19 protein-coding genes are annotated in these 21790 nt (G+C 59.8%); 9 read left to right on the forward strand and 10 right to left on the reverse strand.

Annotation, left to right across the window (positions count from 1 at the left end; genetic code table 11):
* Positions 1-26 precede the first annotated feature (26 nt).
* The 4 genes from HGP12_RS25050 to trxB form a co-directional block, all read right to left on the reverse strand.
* Positions 27-1193 (reverse strand): MFS transporter, encoded by a 1167-nt coding sequence (locus HGP12_RS25050; RefSeq protein ID WP_168842456.1) that lies wholly within the window; start codon positions 1191-1193, stop codon positions 27-29.
* 2 nt (positions 1194-1195) lie between these two features.
* Complete coding sequence (locus tag HGP12_RS25055; RefSeq protein ID WP_120664537.1) at positions 1196-1489, reverse strand: ArsR/SmtB family transcription factor; 294 nt, start codon at positions 1487-1489, stop codon at positions 1196-1198.
* A 563-nt stretch (positions 1490-2052) separates the two neighbouring features.
* On the reverse strand, positions 2053-2949 hold the full coding sequence (locus tag HGP12_RS25060) for a LysR family transcriptional regulator VtlR (RefSeq protein ID WP_168842455.1): 897 nt from the start codon (positions 2947-2949) through the stop codon (positions 2053-2055).
* A 23-nt stretch (positions 2950-2972) separates the two neighbouring features.
* Positions 2973-3947 carry a thioredoxin-disulfide reductase gene (trxB, locus tag HGP12_RS25065; RefSeq protein WP_168842454.1) on the reverse strand — a complete coding sequence of 325 codons (975 nt, stop codon included), beginning with the start codon at positions 3945-3947 and terminating at the stop codon, positions 2973-2975.
* A gap of 238 nt (positions 3948-4185) precedes the next feature.
* Between trxB and HGP12_RS25070 the strand changes: the two genes are divergently transcribed.
* The 3 genes from HGP12_RS25070 to HGP12_RS25080 all read left to right on the forward strand — a co-directional run bounded on the left by HGP12_RS25070 (position 4186) and on the right by HGP12_RS25080 (position 6543).
* Positions 4186-4653, forward strand: coding sequence for an Lrp/AsnC family transcriptional regulator (locus HGP12_RS25070; RefSeq protein WP_112344091.1), 468 nt, complete (start codon positions 4186-4188; stop codon positions 4651-4653).
* 4 nt (positions 4654-4657) lie between these two features.
* On the forward strand, positions 4658-5566 hold the full coding sequence (locus HGP12_RS25075; RefSeq protein WP_168842453.1) for a glycosyl transferase: 909 nt from the start codon (positions 4658-4660) through the stop codon (positions 5564-5566).
* 62 nt (positions 5567-5628) lie between these two features.
* Positions 5629-6543 (forward strand): glycosyltransferase family 92 protein, encoded by a 915-nt coding sequence (locus tag HGP12_RS25080; protein WP_168842522.1) that lies wholly within the window; start codon positions 5629-5631, stop codon positions 6541-6543.
* 94 nt (positions 6544-6637) lie between these two features.
* On the opposite strand, the gene HGP12_RS25085 is transcribed toward HGP12_RS25080, so the two are convergent.
* From HGP12_RS25085 to HGP12_RS25100, 4 genes are all read right to left on the reverse strand, one after another.
* On the reverse strand, positions 6638-7717 hold the full coding sequence (locus HGP12_RS25085) for a glycosyltransferase family 4 protein (RefSeq protein WP_168842452.1): 1080 nt from the start codon (positions 7715-7717) through the stop codon (positions 6638-6640).
* A 6-nt stretch (positions 7718-7723) separates the two neighbouring features.
* On the reverse strand, positions 7724-8200 hold the full coding sequence (gene greA / locus HGP12_RS25090) for a transcription elongation factor GreA (protein ID WP_168842451.1): 477 nt from the start codon (positions 8198-8200) through the stop codon (positions 7724-7726).
* Between the two features lie 254 nt (positions 8201-8454).
* Positions 8455-11940: a carbamoyl-phosphate synthase large subunit gene (gene carB / locus HGP12_RS25095; RefSeq protein ID WP_168842450.1), complete on the reverse strand. Its 3486-nt coding sequence runs from the start codon at positions 11938-11940 to the stop codon at positions 8455-8457.
* A gap of 171 nt (positions 11941-12111) precedes the next feature.
* Complete coding sequence (locus HGP12_RS25100) at positions 12112-12936, reverse strand: LytTR family DNA-binding domain-containing protein (protein WP_168842449.1); 825 nt, start codon at positions 12934-12936, stop codon at positions 12112-12114.
* 86 nt (positions 12937-13022) lie between these two features.
* Between HGP12_RS25100 and HGP12_RS25105 the strand changes: the two genes are divergently transcribed.
* Positions 13023-13514 (forward strand): DUF2306 domain-containing protein, encoded by a 492-nt coding sequence (locus HGP12_RS25105; RefSeq protein ID WP_205926633.1) that lies wholly within the window; start codon positions 13023-13025, stop codon positions 13512-13514.
* Positions 13515-13607: 93 nt separating this feature from the next.
* The gene (locus tag HGP12_RS25110; protein WP_168842448.1) at positions 13608-14525 is read left to right on the forward strand and encodes a neutral zinc metallopeptidase; all 918 of its coding nucleotides are present in this window, start codon (positions 13608-13610) and stop codon (positions 14523-14525) included.
* Between the two features lie 52 nt (positions 14526-14577).
* Here HGP12_RS25110 and HGP12_RS25115 read toward each other — a convergent pair whose 3' ends face one another.
* The gene (locus tag HGP12_RS25115; protein ID WP_168842520.1) at positions 14578-15570 is read right to left on the reverse strand and encodes an aldo/keto reductase; all 993 of its coding nucleotides are present in this window, start codon (positions 15568-15570) and stop codon (positions 14578-14580) included.
* Positions 15571-15693: 123 nt separating this feature from the next.
* On the opposite strand from HGP12_RS25115, the gene HGP12_RS25120 reads away from it, so the two are divergent.
* The 4 genes from HGP12_RS25120 to HGP12_RS25135 all read left to right on the forward strand — a co-directional run bounded on the left by HGP12_RS25120 (position 15694) and on the right by HGP12_RS25135 (position 20228).
* Positions 15694-16605, forward strand: coding sequence for a LysR family transcriptional regulator (locus HGP12_RS25120; RefSeq protein WP_168842447.1), 912 nt, complete (start codon positions 15694-15696; stop codon positions 16603-16605).
* A 160-nt stretch (positions 16606-16765) separates the two neighbouring features.
* On the forward strand, positions 16766-18022 hold the full coding sequence (locus HGP12_RS25125; RefSeq protein ID WP_168842446.1) for a TCR/Tet family MFS transporter: 1257 nt from the start codon (positions 16766-16768) through the stop codon (positions 18020-18022).
* A gap of 148 nt (positions 18023-18170) precedes the next feature.
* Entirely contained in the window at positions 18171-19568 is a 1398-nt protein-coding gene (locus tag HGP12_RS25130) for an MATE family efflux transporter (protein WP_168842445.1), read from the forward strand.
* 87 nt (positions 19569-19655) lie between these two features.
* Positions 19656-20228 carry an EVE domain-containing protein gene (locus tag HGP12_RS25135; protein WP_168842444.1) on the forward strand — a complete coding sequence of 191 codons (573 nt, stop codon included), beginning with the start codon at positions 19656-19658 and terminating at the stop codon, positions 20226-20228.
* Between the two features lie 120 nt (positions 20229-20348).
* Here HGP12_RS25135 and carA read toward each other — a convergent pair whose 3' ends face one another.
* Positions 20349-21557 (reverse strand): glutamine-hydrolyzing carbamoyl-phosphate synthase small subunit, encoded by a 1209-nt coding sequence (carA, locus tag HGP12_RS25140; RefSeq protein WP_168842519.1) that lies wholly within the window; start codon positions 21555-21557, stop codon positions 20349-20351.
* Between the last annotated feature and the right edge of the window lie 233 nt (positions 21558-21790).

Consider the following 21790-nt stretch of genomic DNA (forward strand, 5'->3'; position numbering starts at 1 on the left):
GGGGGAGGATGGAGAGGAGGAAGGGATCAGGAGGAGGCGAGCGCCTCTTCCCTGGGACGTAGGGCTGCGAATGTCAGCAGGACGGTAAGGAAACCGAGGATTGCCATGGCCGAGCCGGCCAGCGGTACTTGCGAAAGCGAAAAACCCTCGTCGATGAGCATCCCGCCGACCCAGGCGCCGAGTGCGTTGCCGGTGTTAAAGGCGCCGATGTTAATGGTCGATACGAGGTTCGGGGCGTCCTTGCCGAAGTTGACGACATTGATCTGCAATGCCGGCACGGCGGCGAAAGCCGCCGCGGCCCACAGGAAGAGCGTGATCTCGGCGCCGACGAGGGAGTGGATGGTCATGCTGAAGATCGCCGATGTCGCGGCGATCGCCAGGAAGACACCGGCAAGCGTGGTGCCAAGGCGCCAGTCCGCCAGCTTGCCGCCGATCAGATTGCCGATCGTCAGGCCGACGCCGATCGAGAGCAGCGTCCAGGTTACGGTTTCGGGCGAGACGCCGGTGACGTCGCGCAGCATCGGGGCGATGTAGGTGAAAAGGGCGAACATGGCGGCCGAGAAGAAAACGGTCGTCAGCAGCGCCAGCCAGAGACCGAGGCCACGCAATGCCGCGATCTCGCGGCCGAGGCTACCCTCACGAGCCGCTTCATCCTTCGGCAGTACGGCGACAAGTCCGGCGATCGAGGCGACGCCGAGCAGCGTGACGATCCAGAACGGCGCGCGCCAGCCGAAGGCCTGGCCGAACGCGGTGCCGAGGGGAACGCCGAGCACGTTGGCGAGCGTCAGGCCTGTGAACATCAGGGCGACGGCGCGGGCCTTGCGGTTTTCCGGTACCAGGCTGGCAGCGACCACCGAACCTATACCGAAGAAGGCGCCGTGGCAAAGCGCGGTGACGATGCGGGCGATCATCAGGACCCAATAGTTCGGGGCGACGGCGCAGAGAAGGTTGCCGAGAATGAAGAAGCCCATCAGCATGATCAGCGCCGATCGCCGGCGCAAATGGGCCGTCGAGACAGCCATGATCGGCGCGCCGACGGCGACGGCCAGCGCATAGCCGGTGACGAGCCAACCCGCTTGCGGAATGGTAACGGCAAGATCCGAGGCCACTTCCGGCAGCAGCCCCATGATGACAAATTCGGTCGTGCCGATGGCAAAGGAGCTGAGCGCGAGAACGAGGAGCGCAAGAGGCATGTTCAGAGTTCCTTCCGCATGGCTTCGAGGAATTCGGCGATGGTTTCTTCGTTGCGCTTGTAGAAAATCCATTGGCCGAGGCGCCGCGTCGTCACCAGGTCGGCGCGGTGGAGCGTGCCGAGATGAGCCGAGACGGTCGATTGCGAGAGGCCGCAGCGCTCGAACTGGCTGGCGCAGACACCAAGCTCCAGCGGGTGTTCCTGGGTTGGAAAATGGGTCTCTGGATCTTTGAGGTGGTTGAGGATTTCGAGCCTGGCCGGATTGGCCAAGGCCTTCAATATTTCGTTCTTGTCCATGGTGTTCACCAAGCAATATCGAATAATCTCGATTCATGTATCGACGGATTTCGATATATCAAGGGTCGCACCGGATATTATTTTTTGACGGGGCTGCGGGCGCGGTGCTTAGAAATTGGGCAAAAAAAGAGGGCCACCGGAGTAAACCAGGGCCCTTATAGGTGTGAAGGTCAAAACCTCCAGAGGGGAACAGCCAATGCGGTGGAACTGGGAGGAAAAGCCACCATGTGCATCAGCTACGTGCGTTATGATGCTAATTTGTGCAGTGCGCAATGCTTTTTTGTGCATGGCAGTTATGCATTTGCAACGGCAGGATCAAAAAGGCAAAAAAAAGGGCCACCGGAGTAAACCAGGGCCCTATAGGTATGAAGGTCAAAAACCTCCAGAGGGGAACAGCCAATGCGGTGGAACTGGGAGGAAAAGCCACCGTGTGCATCAGCTATGTGCGATATGGTAGTTAAATGGGCAGGCTTCAACTCTATTTTGTGCATATCAGCTATGCATCATACGCGCAGCTGATATATTAGTCATAAAAAGAGTTCGTTATCAGTGACTTACCTTCACTAGAAATTCCAGTTGCGAGCCTTGGACACGATAAAATCACGAAAAACCTTGAGCTTAGCCGCGTTTTTCATCTCGTCCGGGTAGCAGAAATATGTGTCGAAGGATGGTACGTCCGCATTGATCGCGAGCTGAATCAGCCCCGGATCGCGACCGACGATATAATCAGGCAGAACGGCGATACCGATGCCGAGCAGGCATGCGCGCTTGATCGATGTCTGGCTGTTGATCTGCAGATGCGCCACGCGCTTGTTATCGGACGACCGGCCGGCGATCTCCAGCCAGTTGACGTCGAGCAGGTAGTTCGGCGCGGGTTCACCGAAGCTGATGATGCGATGCTCGTCCAGGGCCTCCACCGACTGCGGCTCGCCGTAGCGGTTGATGTAGGAGGGGGCTGCATAGACATGCATGTGGACGGTGAAGAGCTTGCGCTGGATCAAATCCGATTGCTGCGGCTGGCGCAGCCGGATGGCGCAATCCGCATGGCGCATGTTCACGTCAAGCTCCTCATTGTCGAGGATGAGCTGGATCGACATGTCGGGATAAAGCTGCAAGAATTCCTGGATCTTGTCGGTAAGCCAGCCCTGGCCGAGGCCGACGGTCGTCGTCACGCGCAGCTTGCCGCTCGGCTTGTCGGTCGTCTCGGTCAATTGCATCTTGACCGTCTCTAGCTTCAAGAGAACGTCGTGAGCCGTGCGATACAGCAACTCACCCTGTTCGGTCAGGATGAGGCCGCGCGCATGGCGGTGGAAAAGCTTGATGCCGACGTCCTGCTCGAGCGCGCTGACCTGTCGGCTGATGGCGGACTGGGACAGATGCAACTTGTCGGCCGCATGCGTGAACGAACCCGCTTCGGCAGCCGCGTGAAAGATACGCAGCTTGTCCCAATCCAATGGCATGCCGTTTCCCCTCATCGGCTGCATCACTCCGCAGCCACGGCGACGGGCATGTGCCCGGTCAAGTAGCGTTCCGCCTCAAGCGCCGCCATGCAGCCCATCCCCGCTGCCGTGATCGCCTGTCGGAACGTATCGTCGGTCACATCACCGGCGGCATAGATGCCCTCGACGCTTGTCGCGGTCGAATCCGGTGCGGTCCAGAGATAGCCATTATCCTTGAGCTTCAATTTGCCCTTGAAGAGTTCGGTCGCCGGCGCATGGCCGATGGCGACAAAGACGCCGTCGATCGGCGTTTCGGCGATCGCGCCGGAGCGAAGATCGCGCAGGCGTGCGCCCGTGACGGATGGTGGCATCGGCGGCTTGGCCGGCGTGCCGGTGATTTCGGCAACCTCGGTATTCCAGAGAACCTTGACGTTCGCCTTGGCGAAAAGGCGCTCCTGCAGGATCTTTTCCGCACGGAAGGAATCGCGGCGATGCACGACCGTCACCGATTTGGCGATGTTGGAGAGATAGAGCGCTTCCTCGACGGCGCTGTTGCCACCGCCGACCACGATCACGTCCTTGTTGCGATAGAAGAAGCCGTCGCAGGTCGCGCAAGCGGAAACGCCGAAGCCCTGGAAATGCTGTTCGCTTTCGATTCCCAGCCACTTCGCCTTGGCGCCGGTGGCTATGACGAGGGTGTCGGCGGTCCAGACCTGGCCGCTATCGGTGCGGGCGACGAAGGGACGCTGGCTGGTATCGACCTCGGTTACGAGATCATTGACGATCTCGGCGCCGACATGCTGGGCCTGCAACAGCATCTGTTCCATCAGCCACGGACCCTGGATCGGATCGGCAAAGCCCGGATAGTTTTCGACATCCGTGGTGATCATCAACTGGCCGCCTTGTTCCAGACCGGCAATCAGAACCGGCTGCAGCATCGCGCGCGCAGCGTAAACCGCGGCGGTATAGCCGGCGGGGCCGGAGCCGATGATGAGCACCTTCGTGTGGCGGGCAGGCATAGTCAGTCCTTTCAATTTCAGCGATGGGAAATCGCGGCTTCAAACGTCCAAAGCAGGCGATTTCACGGTCCGCCGCTTCATTTATGATTGCCTTATGCATTTATTCAAGGGCAGCCTTGCATTACACACAGAGCAAATCGGCTTAGTGTAAGAATCGGTTACGCAAGAGAAACTTTCTTGCGTATTTTACTGCCTTATATAGAAGCTGGCGAAGGGGAATTAAAGAAAGGCAATAAAAGTGCTTCGCGCTGAACTCGATGCCATCGATATCAAGATTCTGCGGGAACTGCAGCGAGACGGACGGATGACCAATGTCGAGTTGGCAGACCGTGTCGGCATTTCCGCGCCACCATGCCTGCGCCGGGTGCGCAAGCTGGAAGAAGCCGGCGTCATCGAAGGCTATCACGCGATGCTGAACAGCCCGAAACTGGGCTTCGATCTCGTGGCCTTCTGCATGGTCGGCCTCAAGCATCAGTCGGAGGCCAATCTCAAGGCTTTCGCCAATGCGACGGCGGCCTGGCCGCTGGTGCGGCAGGCGTGGATGGTTTCCGGCGACAGCGATTTCCTTCTGCACTGCGTTGCCGAAAACCTCACCCGCTTCCAGGATTTCGTCATCGAAGTCCTGACGGCGAACGAACATGTCGATACCGTGCGCACCATGCTGACGATCAGGCAGGTCAAGAAGCTCGGTCTGGTGGAGCTCTAGGCGGATGGCGGATCGCCCCTGGCACCGGTCGCTGATCAAGTCCGGCGTGCGCCTTTTCCTGGGCGGTTCGCTGGCGCATGTGCAGGATTGGTTTCCAGGGCTCAGCATCGTCCGCAGCCAAAGCATCAGCGAGGTGCATTACCGCGGAGCGAAAGTCGCGAGCCTTGCCGGCATGGATCGGCTGCGCGAACGCTGTGGCGATGCAATCTATATTGTCGGCTCCGGGCCATCCATTCGCGGCTGCGACCTGAGCGGCCTGGAAGCCAAAAGCGCTATTCTTTTGAACGGCGCTATCGGGCTGACCGGCGACCCGATCGGCGAGCCATTGGCGATTGCGGTCGAGGATGAGCGTTTCGTCTGGCGACACATCGACCTATTGCGCAAGAAGGTCGCTCCAGGTTCGCTTTGTCTGTTTTCCGTCGCGGTGCTGCGCGCGCTTTGCGAGATCGACAAGAGCTGGCTGGCGGACAAGACCATCATCCTGATCGACGATATCCGCAAACCCTATGGCGCCCGTCGCCGCTCGCTCGACGATCTCAGGAAGCTGCAATATGTGCAGCTGGATGCCGAGGGCTCGGCAGGCTTTTCACTCTCGCCGGATCGCGGCGTTTTTCTAGGCGGATCGGTCGCGGTATCCGCTCTGCAATTCGCTCTGTATTGCGCACAGCATCAGGTCGGCTTTATGGGGATCGATATTTCCAATGCCGGTGAGCCGCGCTTTTATGAGACAGTCGGCGATATGGCTTTTTCGGGCATTGCGCGGGCTGAAAGCCGTATCATCGAGCATCTCGTGCTTGCACGGCAGATCGCCACCGAGCGTGGCGTCTCTTTCGTCAACTATTCTCCCATTTCGGCACTCCTGAAATATGACTTCGGTTACAACGACAGGTTCGCCATGAAATCGAAGGCGTGACGCTTGCCGAAGATGACGGAGCCCACGCGTAGATTGAAAACAAGGTTGCTGGAATGAAGCTCATGCGCTGGCTGAAACCCAAAGCGTCCGATGCCAAGAAGCTGACCATCGATCCGCCCGAGGCGAGGGCAGGGCGCCATGGCATCGCCATCGCTGCCTGCGTCAAGAACGAGGCGCGCTATATCGAGGAATGGGTACGATTCCACCGGGCGGTCGGTATTCGTCACTTCTATATCTATGACAACGGTTCCAGCGACGATACCTGTACTCTTCTTCGCAATCTCCTGAATGAGGATATGCTGACGATCATCCCCTGGGCCGGGCGAATGCGCGATACGGCGACATCGACCGTGCTGAACGGCCAGGTCATCACCTTTGCGCATGCCATCCTGAATTTTGGTGGCGACTATCGCTGGATGGCATTCATCGATGTCGACGAATTTCTTCTGCCGAAGGACGCGGCGACCGTCGAGCGGGCACTGGAGGCAGTCGGCGATTTTCCGAATGTCTCGTTGCCATGGCACATGTTTGCCACCAGCGGCCATGAGACGCCGCCGGACGGACCTTTGACACTGAATTATACGATGCGCGGCGCCGATCCGATGACATCAAAGGAAAATGTCAGCAATTTCAAATGTATCGTCGATCCATGCGAGGTGACTGAGGTCAGCGTGCATCAATTCCAGACGCGTGCTTATGGCGATCTGACGGCCAATGACGCCGGCAAGCGTTTCACGCGGCGCGCGCGAAAATCTCCGGAATTCTATTCAAACCGGTTTCTGCAGCTCAACCATTATTATACGAAATCCTGGCAGGAACTGACGGAGAAGCTCGCGCGAGGATGGGCTTACGACAGCAGCGCGGCGAAATATCGGGACAAGGTCCTGTCGGTCGTCAAAAGCATCGAGGAAGATGTGGTGGAGGATCGTTCGATGATCGATTTCATCGAGCGCCACCATATTGACCTTGGTCGCTGATCGACCGCCTACAGATTCGTTCCGTGTGCTTTAAGCTCTTGATTTTTCGCATGTCATTATCGCAAAATCCCTGCGCACCTTTGCGGGGCATGCCTTATTTATTGGCGATGAGCAGCCGCTTATAGACCTCGCCGATGGCGGTTGCTTCCTTTTCCAGTGCGAATTCGCTGCGCACATGGCGTACGGCATTCTCACCCTGGCGAAGCGTTTCCTCCGGATCGGCCAGATAAAAGGCGATCGCTCTGGTCAGAGATTCACCATCGCCGGCAGGCACGACGGCGCCGGTCTCGCCCGGGACGATCATCTCGGCATAGGCGCCGGCATCGGAGGCGACGACGGCCGTGCGGGAAGCCATGGCTTCCAGTGGCGTCAGGCCGAAGCCTTCGTTGCGGGACGGGGCGACATAAAGAGTGGCGCGGCGATACCAGGGCTTGATATCGTCGACTTCGCCCAGAAAGCGGATGCGATCGGAGAGGCCGGCCTCGGCCACCATTTTCTCCAGCTCATCCCCGAAACCGCGATGCTCGGCCGTCACGCGGCCGCAGACCACGGCCGTCCAGTCCGGATGGCGCGGCAGCAGCTCGATCATCGCCTTGACGAAAAGATCGGTGCCCTTCTGATGGCGGACGCGGCCGAAGCAGCCGATCAGATAGGTGCCGGGCAGGCCGGTTGCCGCCATGCGGTCGTCGGGTCTTTCCGGCGGATGAAAGCGGTTGAGATCGACGCCGTGCTGGATGACGGTGTGCGGCACCTCGAGGAAGCTGCCGGAGCGGGTGCTGGTGGCGATCACGGCATCCATGCGGCGGATGAGCCAGCGCGTATAGCCGGTGTGGCGGCGCTGGGCCGCCGAGGTGAAGACCAGCTTCAGAGGCATGCGCAACACGGAGCGCAGCAGCATGCCCACCAGCATTTCGTTGTTGCGGCGGGCATGCCAGACGCGCACGCGGCAGCGGCGCGGCCTGCTCCATAAGCCGGGAAGCCGGAGCCAGCCAAGCTTGGGCAGATCTTCCGGCAGGCCGGGGCCGAGCGTGGCGATATGATAGCCAAGCTCGACCTGTTTGGGGATCAGCTGCACGATCGTCGAGGTAACGCCGGAAAGCCGGCGTTTGAAATTCGTTGCGATGATTTCGATCTCGCTGAGATCGCTGGCATGCGCTGATTCGCGATCGCGCACGGGCGATCAGCCCCAGGTGACGGAGAGGATTTCGTAGCCCTTGGCGCCGCCGGGCGCGTTGACCTCGATGGAATCGCCGACTTCCTTGCCGATCAGCGCGCGGGCGATCGGAGAAGAGATGGAAATGCGGCCGGCCTTCACGTCGGCTTCCTGATCGCCGACGATCTGATAGATCTTTTCTTCCTCGGTGTCCTCGTCGATGAGCTTCACCTTGGCGCCGAACTTGATCTTCGAGCCGGACATTTTGGTGAGATCGATGACTTCGGCGCGTGCCGTCAGGTCTTCGAGTTCAGCGATGCGGCCTTCGTTGTGGCTCTGGGCCTCCTTGGCTGCATGGTACTCGGCGTTTTCGGAGAGATCGCCATGGGCGCGTGCTTCCGCAATTGCCTCGATGATCCGCGGGCGCTCTTCCTGCTGACGCCAGCGCAGCTCTTCCTGCAGCTTGACGAACCCGTTCTGTGTCATCGGTACCTTTTCAACCATTTTTTTGTCCTTCACTCCCTGTGTTGCTCTGCTGCAGACACAAAAGAAAACAGGTCCCGAAGCGGTACTTCGGAACCATTCAGAGCCATTATTTTGTCATCTATAGCAGATTGCGGCGGACGATTGCCAGAAAATTCGAAGACTTAAGGAAAGGCTCCTGTTGAAGCTCCTTGCCCGTTCGGCCGCCCGACGGGCCGTGCCAAAATGTGAGCCGGCTATCCTGTTTCACACCCGTCACGGCCGAATCACATCCATCAGAAATAGCTCTGCAGCGGCTGGACTTCGAGGTTTCCGGCCTTCAGTGCCTTGATCGCCATGGCAGCGGCTTCGGCGCCGGCCATGGTGGTGTAATAGGGCACCTTCTGCATCAGTGTCGCGCGGCGAAGCGACTTCGAGTCCGAGATCGCCTTGTTGCTGTCGGTCGTGTTGATGACGAGCTGGACCTGGCGGTTGCGGATGGCATCCTCGATATGCGGACGGCCCTCCAGCACCTTGTTGATCTTCGTCGCTTCGATGCCATTTTCGGCGAGAAACCGCTGGGTTCCGCCGGTCGCGAGCACCTTGAAGCCGAGTTCCGTCAACATGCGGATGGCTGGCAACACGCGAGGCTTGTCGTCGTCGCGAACTGAGACGAACACCGTCCCGTCACGCGGCAATTCGACGCCGGCGCCGAGCTGCGACTTGGCGAAGGCCAGCGCGAAATCGGTGTCGAGGCCGATGACTTCGCCCGTCGAGCGCATTTCCGGCCCGAGGAGAATGTCGACGCCGGGGAAGCGCGCGAAGGGGAAGACGGCTTCCTTGACCGCAATGTGCTTCAGCTTGCGCGGATCCGGCTTTTCGCCGTAGGCGGCAAACGTTGCGTCGAGCTTTTCGCCGGCCATGACGCGGGCGGCGATCTTGGCGATCGGCGCACCGATGGTCTTGGCGACGAAGGGCACGGTACGCGAGGCACGCGGATTGACTTCCAGCACGTAGACCGTGCCGTCCTTAATGGCGAACTGAACGTTCATCAGGCCGCCGACGTTCAGCGCCTTGGCCATCGCCTTCGCCTGGCGCTCGAGCTCATCGATCATAGCAGGCGAGAGCGTGCGCGGCGGCAGCGAGCAGGCGGAGTCACCGGAGTGAATGCCTGCCTCCTCGATATGCTCCATGATGCCGGCGACGTAAACGTCGGTGCCGTCGGACAGGCAGTCGACGTCGACTTCGATGGCGTTGGCAAGGTAGCTGTCGAACAGCAGCGGATTCTTGCCAAGTAGGGTGTTGATCTGGCCGGTCTTGTCGTTCGGATAGCGCTGCTTGATGTCTTCCGGCACGAGTTCGGGAACCGTGTCGAGAAGATAGGTCTGGAGTTGACCTTCCGAATGGAGGATCTGCATGGCGCGGCCGCCAAGAACATAGGACGGACGCACGACCAGCGGGAAGCCGATTTCGGAGGCGACGAGGCGAGCCTGTTCGACGGAATAGGCGATACCGTTGTTCGGCTGGTTGAGATCGAGCTTCATCAGCAGCTTCTGGAAGCGATCGCGGTCTTCGGCAAGGTCGATCGCATCAGGAGCCGTGCCGAGGATCGGAATGCCGTTCTTTTCGAGCGCTTCGGCGAGCTTCAAGGGCGTCTGGCCGCCGAACTGGACGATGACGCCGACGACCTCGCCGTTTTCCTGCTCGGCCTTGAGGATTTCGATGACGTCTTCCGCCGTCAGCGGCTCGAAATAGAGGCGATCCGAGGTGTCGTAGTCGGTCGAAACGGTTTCTGGATTGCAGTTGATCATGATCGCTTCATAGCCGGCATCCTTCAGGGCGAAGGCGGCATGGCAGCAGCAATAGTCGAATTCGATGCCTTGGCCGATACGGTTCGGGCCGCCGCCGAGGATGACGACCTTCTTGCGGTCGGAAACCTGCGCTTCGGAGCGGGCGGCACCGACGAAAGGCGTTTCATAGGTAGAGTACATATAGGCGGTCGGCGAAGCGAATTCGGCGGCACAGGTGTCGATGCGCTTGAAGACCGGGCGAACGTCCAGCCCGTTGCGCAGTTCGGCAACTTCTTTCGGGCGTTTGCCTGTCAGCGTCGCGAGGCGGGCATCGGAAAAGCCCATGGCCTTCAGCATGCGCAGGTTGGTCGCATCTTCCGGCAGGCCATGTTCGCGGATACGGGCCTCCATATCGACGATATTCTTAAGTTGCTCGAGGAACCACGGGTCGATCTTGCAGCCTTCGTGCACTTCCTCGATGCTCAGCCCCGAGCGCAGCGCCTGAGCGACCATGCGCAGACGGTCCGGCGTCGGCGTGCCGATGGCGGCGCGAATGGCGTTGCGGCTGCCTTCGCCTTCCTCGATGCCGGGGATTTCGATTTCGTCGAGGCCTGTCAGGCCGGTTTCGAGACCGCGCAATGCCTTCTGCAGTGATTCCGCGAAGGTGCGGCCGATCGCCATGACTTCGCCGACAGACTTCATCGCAGTGGTCAGAACCGGAGAGGCGCCGGGGAACTTCTCGAAGGCGAAGCGCGGGATCTTGGTGACGACGTAATCGATCGACGGTTCGAAGGAGGCTGGCGTCGCACCGCCGGTGATGTCGTTTTCGAGCTCGTCCAGCGTATAGCCTATGGCGAGCTTGGCGGCGATCTTCGCGATCGGGAAGCCGGTGGCCTTCGAGGCCAGCGCGGAGGAGCGCGACACGCGCGGGTTCATTTCGATGACGACGAGGCGGCCGTCCTTCGGATTGACCGCGAACTGCACGTTCGAGCCGCCGGTCTCGACGCCGATCTCGCGCAGCACCGCAATCGAGGCGTTGCGCATGATCTGGTATTCTTTGTCCGTCAGCGTCAGCGCCGGGGCGACGGTAATGGAATCGCCGGTGTGGACGCCCATCGGGTCGATGTTTTCGATGGAGCAGATGATGATGCAGTTGTCCGCCTTGTCGCGGACGACTTCCATCTCGAACTCCTTCCAGCCAAGGACCGATTCTTCGACCAAAACTTCCGTGGTCGGCGAAGCGTCGAGGCCGCCACCGACGATTTCGAAGAATTCCGAGCGGTTGTAGGCGATGCCGCCGCCGGTGCCTCCGAGCGTGAAGGAGGGACGGATGATCGCTGGCAGGCCGACATGATCGAGTGCCTGGGCGGCGATCGCCATGGCATGGCTCATGTAGCGCTGCTTGCGGTCGCTTTCGCCGAGGTTCCACTGGTTTTCAAGCTCGTCGAGCGCCTTGTCGAGCTCGGCGCCGGTAAGCTGCGCCTTCAGCTTGCTGCGCTCGGCCTCATGCGTCTTGCGGTCGGCATCCTTGATGTCGGTGGCGTTCGCCAGCATCGAGCGCGGGGTTTCCAGCCCGATGCGGGCCATGGCCTCGCGGAAGAGGGCGCGGTCCTCGGCCATGTCGATCGCGGCGGGCTTGGCGCCGATCATCTCGACATTGTAGCGGTCGAGCACGCCCATGCGCTTCAGGGACAGCGCGGTGTTGAGCGCGGTCTGGCCCCCCATGGTCGGCAGCAGCGCGTCCGGGCGCTCCTTGGCGATGATCTTGGCGACGACCTCAGGCGTGATCGGCTCGACATAGGTCGCGTCCGCCAGGCCCGGGTCGGTCATGATCGTTGCCGGGTTGGAATTGACGAGGATGACACGGTAGCCCTCCTCCTTCAGCGCCTTACAGGCCTGCGTGCCCGAATAGTCGAATTCGCAAGCCTGTCCGATAACAATCGGTCCTGCACCGATAATGAGGATCGACTTGATATCTTGACGCTTCGGCATGGGCTCTCATCCGTTTTTTCGTTGCGCGAAAAACCGGCCAGGGTGGGAGATCACCGGCCGGGGCGCATGGGCAAATATTTTCAGGCTAGAAGCGGCTTATAGGCAAATGTATTTGCAAACGGAACCCCATAAATCGCGGAATCGACATGAATTCTGCAACCTTTGCCGCCATTAGCCGAAGCGATGCCGGACAGCGTCGGCATAGGAGCGGCTGACGGGCACCTCGGTACCGTCACGCGTAATGACGAAAAGCTTGCCGTTGTCGCGCTTCAGGCGGGTGATATGATCCGTCGCGATCCAATGGGATCGGTGCAGGCGCATGCCCTCCGTATTGCCAATTTCCGCGAGTGCGTCGCCGAAACGCAGCAGAATGAGCTCCCGACCGCGTGTAGTCACGACTTCGGTATAGTGATCGCGAACGGTGAGCCTTACCAATGCGCCCCGGTTTTCTGGCTTCAAGCGCAATAGAATCGGCGGCTGAGAAGCCACGGTTCGACTCTCTGCCGCGGCGGTGGGCGTAGCTTTCGCTTCCGTGGCATCCGATCCCTCCGCTGCCATCACTATCTGCCGGTGCATGGTCAGATAGGTGAGAATACAGAAAAGGACGCAGAGCGGTAAGGAGCCGAGCGATTGATGCAGGCTGGCGCTCAGGCTGGGCGCCGTTCCGAAGAACGCGAGATTAATGAGCGTGATGCCGAAGCCAATCGGCAATGCGGCAACGATGGATCCGATCATTAACCGGGCGAACATGCTCGCTATATGCCTGCGCAGCAGGATTTCGGCGGAGACGGAGAAGACGATCGCGATCGACCAGGCCATGGCGTGTAGGGCAAGCCAGTAGCCGAGCCGCGCTCCCGGCATCAGCCGATCAAGGGTGCCGTATGGGCCGGTCAAGGCAAAGATCAGGACGATCGTGACAAAGGTCGCCCAGAAGCGCGGTGAACGCTGGATGACCTGCAATTCACGAAGCGTGGATTGCAGAAAGATGTGATCCACGAAGATTCCCCGTTCTTTCACGCAATTTCGATTGAGAGAACAACACTATCGCGGAAAGGCTCGGCAAACTCAACCGGATACAGATGATGACCCTCGAGCCGCTTCTCGATGCCCCGATCGCGATCCAAATCCATGTCGCGGCCGTCATTCCCGCCGCCTTGCTCGGCACCTATCTCCTCGTCAGGCCGAAGGGGACGCCGAGGCACCGCCTGCTCGGCAAGATATGGCTGGTTCTGATGGTCGTTACGGCATTGTCGAGCTTCTTCATTCATCAGATCAACATGTTTTATGGCTTCAGCCCCATTCACCTGCTTTCGATATACGTTCTGTTCGGCTGCTGGGGCGCCATCGTCAATGCCCGCAAGCGCAATATCGAGGCTCATAAGCGCGTCGTAAGAGGCCTTTACTTCGGCGGTATTGTCGGCGCGGGCGCGTTTACGTTCATTCCCGGCCGCATCATGGACAAGGTGGCCTTCGAGGGCGATGAAATTGCCCCGCTCCTGGTCGTGGCAAGCATAGGCGTCGCGCTTTTGTGGCTGATGTCGAAAGAAATGTGGCGCCGTCGCCGTTTAAGCTGATCTTCTGTCGATAGCCAACTGGCTTTGTTACACTTCCTGGATATATAAATGCCTCAAGGGACTTTGATTTTAGGCATCGCCAGGAGGTGCGCCATGGATTGGAAGGGGCGTCGGCAATCCGACAATATCGAGGACGAGCGCGGCTCATCGCCCGTGGGTGGCGGTGGTGGCGGCTTCCGGTTCCCCGGCGGGGGGGTTGGCGGCGGCGGCTTGAGCTTCCGCACCATTATCGTGCTGATTGTGATCTTCCTGATTCTGAGGGCGATGGGCGTCGACGTCATCGGCCTGTTGCAGCAGAGCGGCATGCTGGAGGGTGGCGGTTCCGGATATCAGCAGAGCACTTCCGACAACAACAGCGGCGGTCAGCTGGCCAATGACGAGATGAAGCAGTTCGTCGCAACGGTTCTTGCCGATACGGAAGACACCTGGACCGGCATCTTCAAGTCGATGGGCCAGACCTATACGGATCCGAAGCTGGTGCTGTTCTCCGGCAGTTTCCCTTCGGCTTGCGGGCAAGCGTCTGCGGCCACCGGCCCCTTCTATTGCCCGAGCGATCAGAAGGTCTATCTCGACATGGCCTTCTTCAAGCAGATGAAGGACCAGTTCGGCGCATCCGGCGATTTCGCGCAGGCCTATGTGATCGCGCACGAGGTCGGCCACCATGTTCAGGACCTGCTCGGCATCCTGCCGAAGTTCAATCAGGCCCGCCGCAACATGAGCGAAGCGGATGCCAACAAGATGTCGGTGCGGATCGAGCTGCAGGCCGATTGCTTTGCCGGCATTTGGGGCAAGTTCACGCAGCAGAAGGGCATATTGCAGGCCGGCGATCTTGAAGAGGCCTTGAACGCCGCGCAGCAGATCGGCGACGATACGCTGCAGAAGCGTACCCAGGGCTACGTCGTTCCCGACAGCTTCAACCACGGCACTTCGGCGCAGCGCATGAAGTGGTTCAAGCAGGGCTTCGATTCCGGCAAGCTCAGCGATTGCGATACGCTGAACAATCCCGTCTGATTTCGCTTGCCCGCTCCCGGAATACCGGGGAGCGGGCAGGCCCTTTGGCTCGTTACTGCTCGCTGTCGAGATGCGTCAGCTGCGCTTCGGGGTAGCGGCCGCCAGCGGCGGCATCCTTGGGGATCACGCGCTCGATCGCCGCCATATCGGCATCCGACAGTTCGACTGATAGTGCTCCCAAGGCTTCCGTGAGGTGGTCGCGGCGGCGGGCGCCGATAACAGGCACAATTTCCTTGCCTTGGGCTGCGACCCAGGCGATCGCGATCTGGGCGACGCTGACGCCCTTCGCCTCGGCGATCTCTCGCAGGGCTTCCACGAGTTCCAGGTTCTTTTCCACGTTTCCCGCCTGGAAACGTGGGCTCAAGGTGCGGAAATCGCCTTTCCGAGCACCGTCTTTCTGCCAATGACCGCTGATGAGGCCGCGGGAGAGGACGCCATAGGCGGTGATGCCGATGCCGAGTTCGCGGCAAGCCGGCAGGATCTTGTCCTCGATGCCGCGCGAGATCAGCGAATATTCGATCTGCAGGTCGACGATCGGATGAACGGCGGCAGCGCGGCGGATCGTATCCGCGCCGACTTCCGACAGGCCGATATGCCTGATGTAACCGGCGTTGATGAGATCGGCCATCGCGCCGATCTGGTCTTCGATCGGCACATTCGGATCGAGGCGGGCAGGGCGATAGATGTCGATATGGTCGACGCCGAGACGCTGCAGCGAATAGGCGAGGAAATTCCGGATCGCCGCCGGCCGGGCATCGTAGCCGAGCCAAGCACCGGCGGGATCACGCAGGGCGCCGAATTTGACGCTCAGCAGAAAATCGTCTCGCTTCAGCCCCTTGATGGCTTCGCCGATCAGCATCTCATTGTGGCCCATGCCGTAGAAATCGCCCGTGTCGAGCAGATTGATCCCGGCATCGAGCGCGGCATGAATGGTTGCAATGCTCTCGGCGCGATCGGACGGGCCATACATGCCCGACATCCCCATGCAGCCGAGGCCGAGCGCCGATACCTGCTGTCCGGTTTTTCCCAATTGATGCTTTTCCATCATTACTCTCCTTGGTCGAAGGCGCGTCCCCATTTCCAGAGGCTTCTTTGATGGTGTTTTACTTCGTTGCTCTCTGTGCGATAATCCGGGTAAATCGAAACGGGCTGTTTGGAATTTCGCACAATGGATGACTTGCCGCTGGCCGATCTGGTTGCCTTTACCGCCGTTGCCCGCGAGCGCAGCTTTCGCGAAGCGGCGCGCAAACGCGGGGTTTCCGCCTCGTCATTGAGCGAAGCGGTCCGCCGCTTGGAGGAGCGGCTGGCGGTCCGTCTGCTCAATCGTACCACTCGAAGCGTAACGCCGACGGAGGCGGGGGAGCGACTGATGGAACGCTTGACGCCCGCCATGGGCGAGATCGCCGGCGCGCTCGATGATATCAACAGTTTTCGCGACAGCGTAGGGGGAACCTTGCGGCTGAATGTGCCGACCGTCGCCGCCATGGTCGTCATGCCGGACATCATCAGCCGTTTCCTGATAGAATATCCCGCAATATCAGTCGAAATCGTTGCCGAAGACAGTTTCATCGATGTCGTGGCCGCCGGTTACGATGCCGGCATCCGCTACGACGAAAGACTGGAAAAAGACATGATCGCCGTGCCGATCGGGCCGCGGCAGCAACATTATGTCACTGCGGCTGCGCCGGCCTATCTGGCTGCAAACGGCACGCCGCAACATCCGCGCGACATACTCGAGCATCGTTGTATCCGTCATCGCTTCTTGAGCGGCTCGGTTGCGCCCTGGGAGTTCGAAAGGAATGGGGAGACGATTTTCATTGCTCCGCCGATGGTCATCGCGACGAATTCGATCGACATTGAGCGCAGTGCGGCGGCGGCCGGACTAGGCATCATCAGAACATTTCGGGAGTTCCTTGCGCCACAGATTGCCAGCGGAGAACTGGCGCCTATCCTCGAGGAATGGGATACGGTCTTTTCTGGGCCATTTCTATATTATGCCAGCAGACGACACATGCCGGCGCCGCTGCGGGCTTTCGTCGATTTTCTCAATCGCGAGCAGCGGCGCGGTCGCGGCCGATAGTCGCTTTTATGCCGAGGATCAAAAAAAGCGGTCAATAAATCAATAAGATTGAAGCGTTCACGGATTGTTTCTCCCAAAATCTTTATGTATGGGGAACGCTCCAGTTTTTCGTTCACGTTCTGTCTCTTTCATGGAGGCGGGGCCGCCAGAAGGCATCTCCATGATCGATCAAAAATTCGCTCGTCGAGGTCTGTTCCTCGTCTTCCTTATCCTCTTTCTCGACGTCATCGGCATTGCGATCATCATGCCGGTCATGCCGAAATATCTGGAGGAGTTGACGGGGGCGTCGGTCAGCGCGGCGGCGACGGAAGGCGGTTGGCTGCTGCTTGCCTATGCCGCCATGCAGTTCCTGTTTTCGCCGTTGATCGGCAATCTGAGCGATCGCTTCGGCCGTCGGCCACTGCTGCTGGCGTCCGTGCTGACATTTGCGATCGACAATTTCATCTGTGCGATCGCCGGTTCCTACTGGATGCTGTTTGTCGGCCGCGTCCTCGCCGGCATCAGCGGCGCGAGCTTCTCCACTTGTTCGGCCTATATTGCCGACATCAGCAATGACGAGAACCGCGCGAAGAATTTCGGTCTGATCGGCATGGCTTTCGGCGTCGGCTTTGTCCTAGGCCCGGTCATCGGCGGCTTCCTTGGCGAGTTCGGTCCGCGCGTACCCTTCTATGGCGCGGCGGCACTGGCGTTCCTGAATTTCGTAGGCGCCTATTTCCTGCTGCCCGAAACGCTGGATGCAAAGCATCGCCGGCCCTTCGAGATCACGCGAGCCAATCCGTTCGGGGCGCTCAAGCAGATGCGGCGCTATCACGGCATCGGCTGGGTCTGCGTCGTCATGTTCCTGAATTGGCTGGCGCACGGCGTCTATCCGGCGGTCTGGTCCTTCGTGACGTCCTATCGCTATAACTGGAGCGAGGGCCAGATCGGCTTCTCCCTCGGCGTCTATGGGATCGGGGCCGCCATCGTTATGGGCCTCGTTCTGCCGCGGCTGGTTCCCAAGCTCGGCGAATGGAAGACTGCGATCCTCGGGTTGATGTTTTCGTGCCTCGGCCTCATGGGCTACGCTTTCGCATGGCAGGGCTGGATGGTGTATGCGGTCGTTGTCTTTACCGTCATCGAAAACGTCGCGGATGCGCCCTTGCGTTCCATCGCCGCCAGCAAGGTGCCGCCTTCAGCGCAGGGCGAACTGCAAGGCGCGCTCGGCAGCCTGACAAGCATCACCGCCATCGTCGGACCCGTGCTATTCCCTTATCTATTCCAGTATTATACTGCGCCGACGGCGCCGGTGGTCTTTGCAGGCGCGCCCTTCATCATGGGTGCCATTCTGGTCGCGGCGGCGCTGATCGTGCTTTTGACCAAGGTCCGCAAGACGGAGCCCAAAATGGTCGCCGAGTCACAGGCGGGCGAGGCGGCCTAAAAATTCATCAGATATTTTGATGCCATGATGAATTCTTTAGCATTATAGGTTTGTCGGCTGGCTTTTTAACGCCAATTGCGATAGATCGACAGGCTTGCGCACCCTTGGGTAGGGCGGTTCGCGCGACTCTAGCAATCGAGTTTTCGTAATGGATATGCCGGTAACTGCGCGCCCGTCCGCGCATGACAATGATAATTCGTGGTCCGCGCATGTTCGCGCTACGCTTGCGCTGGGCATTCCTTTGATCGGTGCGCAGTTGGCGCAGCTCGGCATCAATACGACGGACGTTATGATTGTCGGCCGGCTCGGCGCCGAGCAGCTGGCGGCAATGGTGCTCTCTGCGCAGTTTCTCTTCACGATTCTGATTTTCGGCTCGGGCTTCTCCATCGCCGTTGTGCCGCTGGTGGCGCAGGCCTACGGAAAAGGCGACGTTTCCTCGGTGCGCCGTGCGCTGCGCATGGGTCTTTGGGTCGTGACGGCTTACTGGGTAATAGTGCAACCCGCCTTTTTCTATTCCGAGCAAATCCTTCTGGCGGCGGGACAGAAGCCCGATGTCGCGAAACTCGCCAGCGGCTATATCGATATCGGTCACTTCGCCTTGCTGCCCGGGCTGCTCTACAATGTTATCCGTGCGCTGGTGAGTGCTATCGGCCGTGCCGGCATCATCCTCAAGGTCACCATCGCCATGTTGGTGATGAATGCCGTGCTGGCCTACATTCTGGTGCTCGGCCATTTTGGCTTGCCGGCTATGGGGCTGCATGGCGCGGCTATCGTTTCCGTTGCCGTGCAGACCGCTGGGTTCCTCTTCATCGTTGCTTATGTTCAGAGCCACGAGGACACGCGCCGGTATGAGATTTTCGTCCGATTCTGGCGGCCCGACTGGCACGCTTTGTGGGATGTCATCCGGCTCGGCTTTCCGATCAGTGTCACGGTTCTGGCCGAAGTCAGCCTGTTCACCGCTGCATCGCTGCTGATGGGCCAGATCGGTACGATCGAGCTAGCCGCTCACGGTATCGCTTTGCAGTGGGCTTCAATCGCCTTCATGATCCCGCTCGGTCTCAGCCAGGCGGCGACCGTGCGGGTGGGTGTCGCGCACGGCCAGGGCGATCATTTCGGCCTGAAGCGTGCTGCGATCGTGGTGCTCATCGTTTCGAGCTGTATTGCGCTTTGCGGCAGCATCCTGTTCGCGACCGCGCCATTCTGGCTGGGAAGCTGGTTCCTTGACGTCACGTCGGCCGACGCGCCGAAGGTGCTGGCCTATGCCGCGCCGCTGATTGTCGTGGCCGGCCTGTTCCAGCTTGTCGACGGGCTGCAGGCGATTGCCAGCGGTCTGTTGCGCGGGTTGAAGGACGCGCGCGTGCCGATGATTCTGGCGCTGATCGCCTATTGGCCGATCGGCTTCTTCCTCGCCTGGCTGCTGGCGTTTCGGTTCGGCTTGGGCGGCATCGGCATATGGTTCGGCTTCCTGCTCGGTCTTGCCTCGGCCGCGGCGATGCTGTGCGCTCGTTTCTATATTCTCGTGCGCTCGGAGAAGGCCGCCAGCTGATAGCGGAATCTCGGATTGGGAGACTGCTGACAAAAATTGACAGCATGATCGTCTATAGTTGTCTCATACCAAAGACGGGAGATGACCATGACATTCAATGCAAGCGATCGTATCGATGCCGCGCCTTTCCCGCGGGAAGATTCCTTTGATCAGGGTAAGATGGTTCGCCTCTTCCCATCCGCCAACGAGTCCGGCCGGCGGCCCGAGCCGGCGCAGAGATCCTATTGGCTGGCGGTGGCCAGCGCCGAGCACGTACGCCTTGGGCGCAAGCATGGCTTCATGCAGGTGAATCATGGCAAGCGAGCTCCCTTGATGCGCATCAAGCCGGGTGACGGCATCGTCTACTACTCACCATCCGTCAAAATGGGCGAGAGGGACGGCTTTCAGAGCTTTACCGCCATCGGCTTTGTTCGTGAGGGCGAGCCTTACCTTGGCGAGATGAGCTGCGGAAAGGCCTACCGCAAGGATGTGGATTGGCTGGATGCGCCCGAACAGCCGCTTCGTCCTCTCTTGGGCTGGCTTGATTTTACCCAGGACAAGAATTGGGGCTACAAACTGAGATTCGGCCTCGTCGAGTTCGGACAATCTGACTTCGAATTCCTCGAGGAAATCCTGATGAGCGAGCTTGAAGTGGTCAAGCAGCGCCGTCTGCAGGCGTGAGTTTCAGGAAGCCGAAGGCGATGTGACGAAAAGACCTCCCAACTTGACGCACAAAGAGAAAAGCCCCGGATTGATTATCAATCCGGGGCTTTTCTCTTTGTGATTAGGTGGTCGACGCTATCAGGCGCGTTCCGCCAAAGCGGGTTCGCCCTTCTTTTCGCGCACCAGATTGACGAAGCGGCGGAAAAGGTAATGGCTGTCCTGCGGACCGGGAGAGGCTTCCGGGTGATGCTGCACGGAGAAGACCGGCTTGCCCGCGACGCGCAGGCCGCAATTGCTGCCATCGAAGAGCGAAACGTGAGTCTCCTCAATGCCTTCCGGCAGCGACTTCGAGTCGACCGCGAAGCCATGGTTCATGGAGACGATCTCGACCTTGCCCGTCGTGTGGTCCTTGACCGGATGGTTGGCGCCGTGATGGCCTTGATGCATCTTCGCGGTCTTGGCGCCGAGCGCGAGGCCAAGCATCTGGTGGCCGAGGCAGATGCCGAAAAGCGGGATATCCGCCTTCAGCAGATCCTTGATGACCGGAACGGCATATTCACCCGTTGCCGCCGGATCACCCGGGCCGTTGGAGAGGAAGATGCCGTCCGGCTTGAGACCGAGGACGTCATCCGTCGAGGCCGTCGCCGGCAGGACGGTGACCTTGCAATCGAGGCCGGCAAACAGGCGCAGGATATTGCGCTTGACGCCATAGTCGAGGCAGACGACGTGATATTTTGCGTTGGCGGCGGCGAGTTCGCCATAGCCTTCGTTCCAGACCCAAGGTGTTTGCGACCACTGCGACGACTGGCCGGAAGAGGCGACCTTGGCTAGGTCGAGACCTTCAAGACCACTCCAGGCCTTAGCATCCGCCTTCAGCTGCTCGATGTCGAAGACGCCGTTGGGATCATGGGCGATGACGCCATTCGGCATGCCGTTTTCGCGGATCCAGGCGGTCAGCGCGCGCGTATCGATACCGCAGAGACCGATGATGCCGCGCGCTTTCAGCCATTGGTCGAGGTGCTTGGCGGCGCGATAGTTCGAGGGATCGGTGATATCAGCCTTGAAGATGACGCCGACGGCACCGTGGCGGGCAGCGGGTGTCAGATCTTCGATATCTTCGTCGTTCGTGCCGACATTGCCGATATGCGGGAAGGTGAAGGTGACGATCTGGCCGAGATAGGAGGGGTCGGTCAGGATCTCTTCGTAACCCGTCAGCGCCGTGTTGAAGCAGACTTCGGCCTGGACCTTGCCGGTCGCGCCGATGCCCTTGCCTTCGATCACGGTGCCATCGGCAAGAACGAGGAGAGCGGTCGGCTTTTCAGTGGTCCATGGGGCTGTGGCGGTCATAGTCATCCCGTTTCCGGCGTCGGGCGCGGCCTTGAAGAGACCGGCGGTTCCGCCATGTTTGTAGCAAGGTACAGCCGGCGACGCGCGTCACGGCTTGAGATCTTCCTATCGATCTAATGTGCAGGTGATGGACATAGCTAAACAAGGCGAGCCGGTCAATGCGCGCTTTTGCTTTCTCATCAAGGAATTCGGGCTCTCGGGCGCAATTGCATTGATCGACACTGTTGGTCTAA

Origin of the sequence: Rhizobium sp. P28RR-XV (assembly GCF_012641385.1) — a bacterium.
GTDB lineage: Bacteria > Pseudomonadota > Alphaproteobacteria > Rhizobiales > Rhizobiaceae > Rhizobium.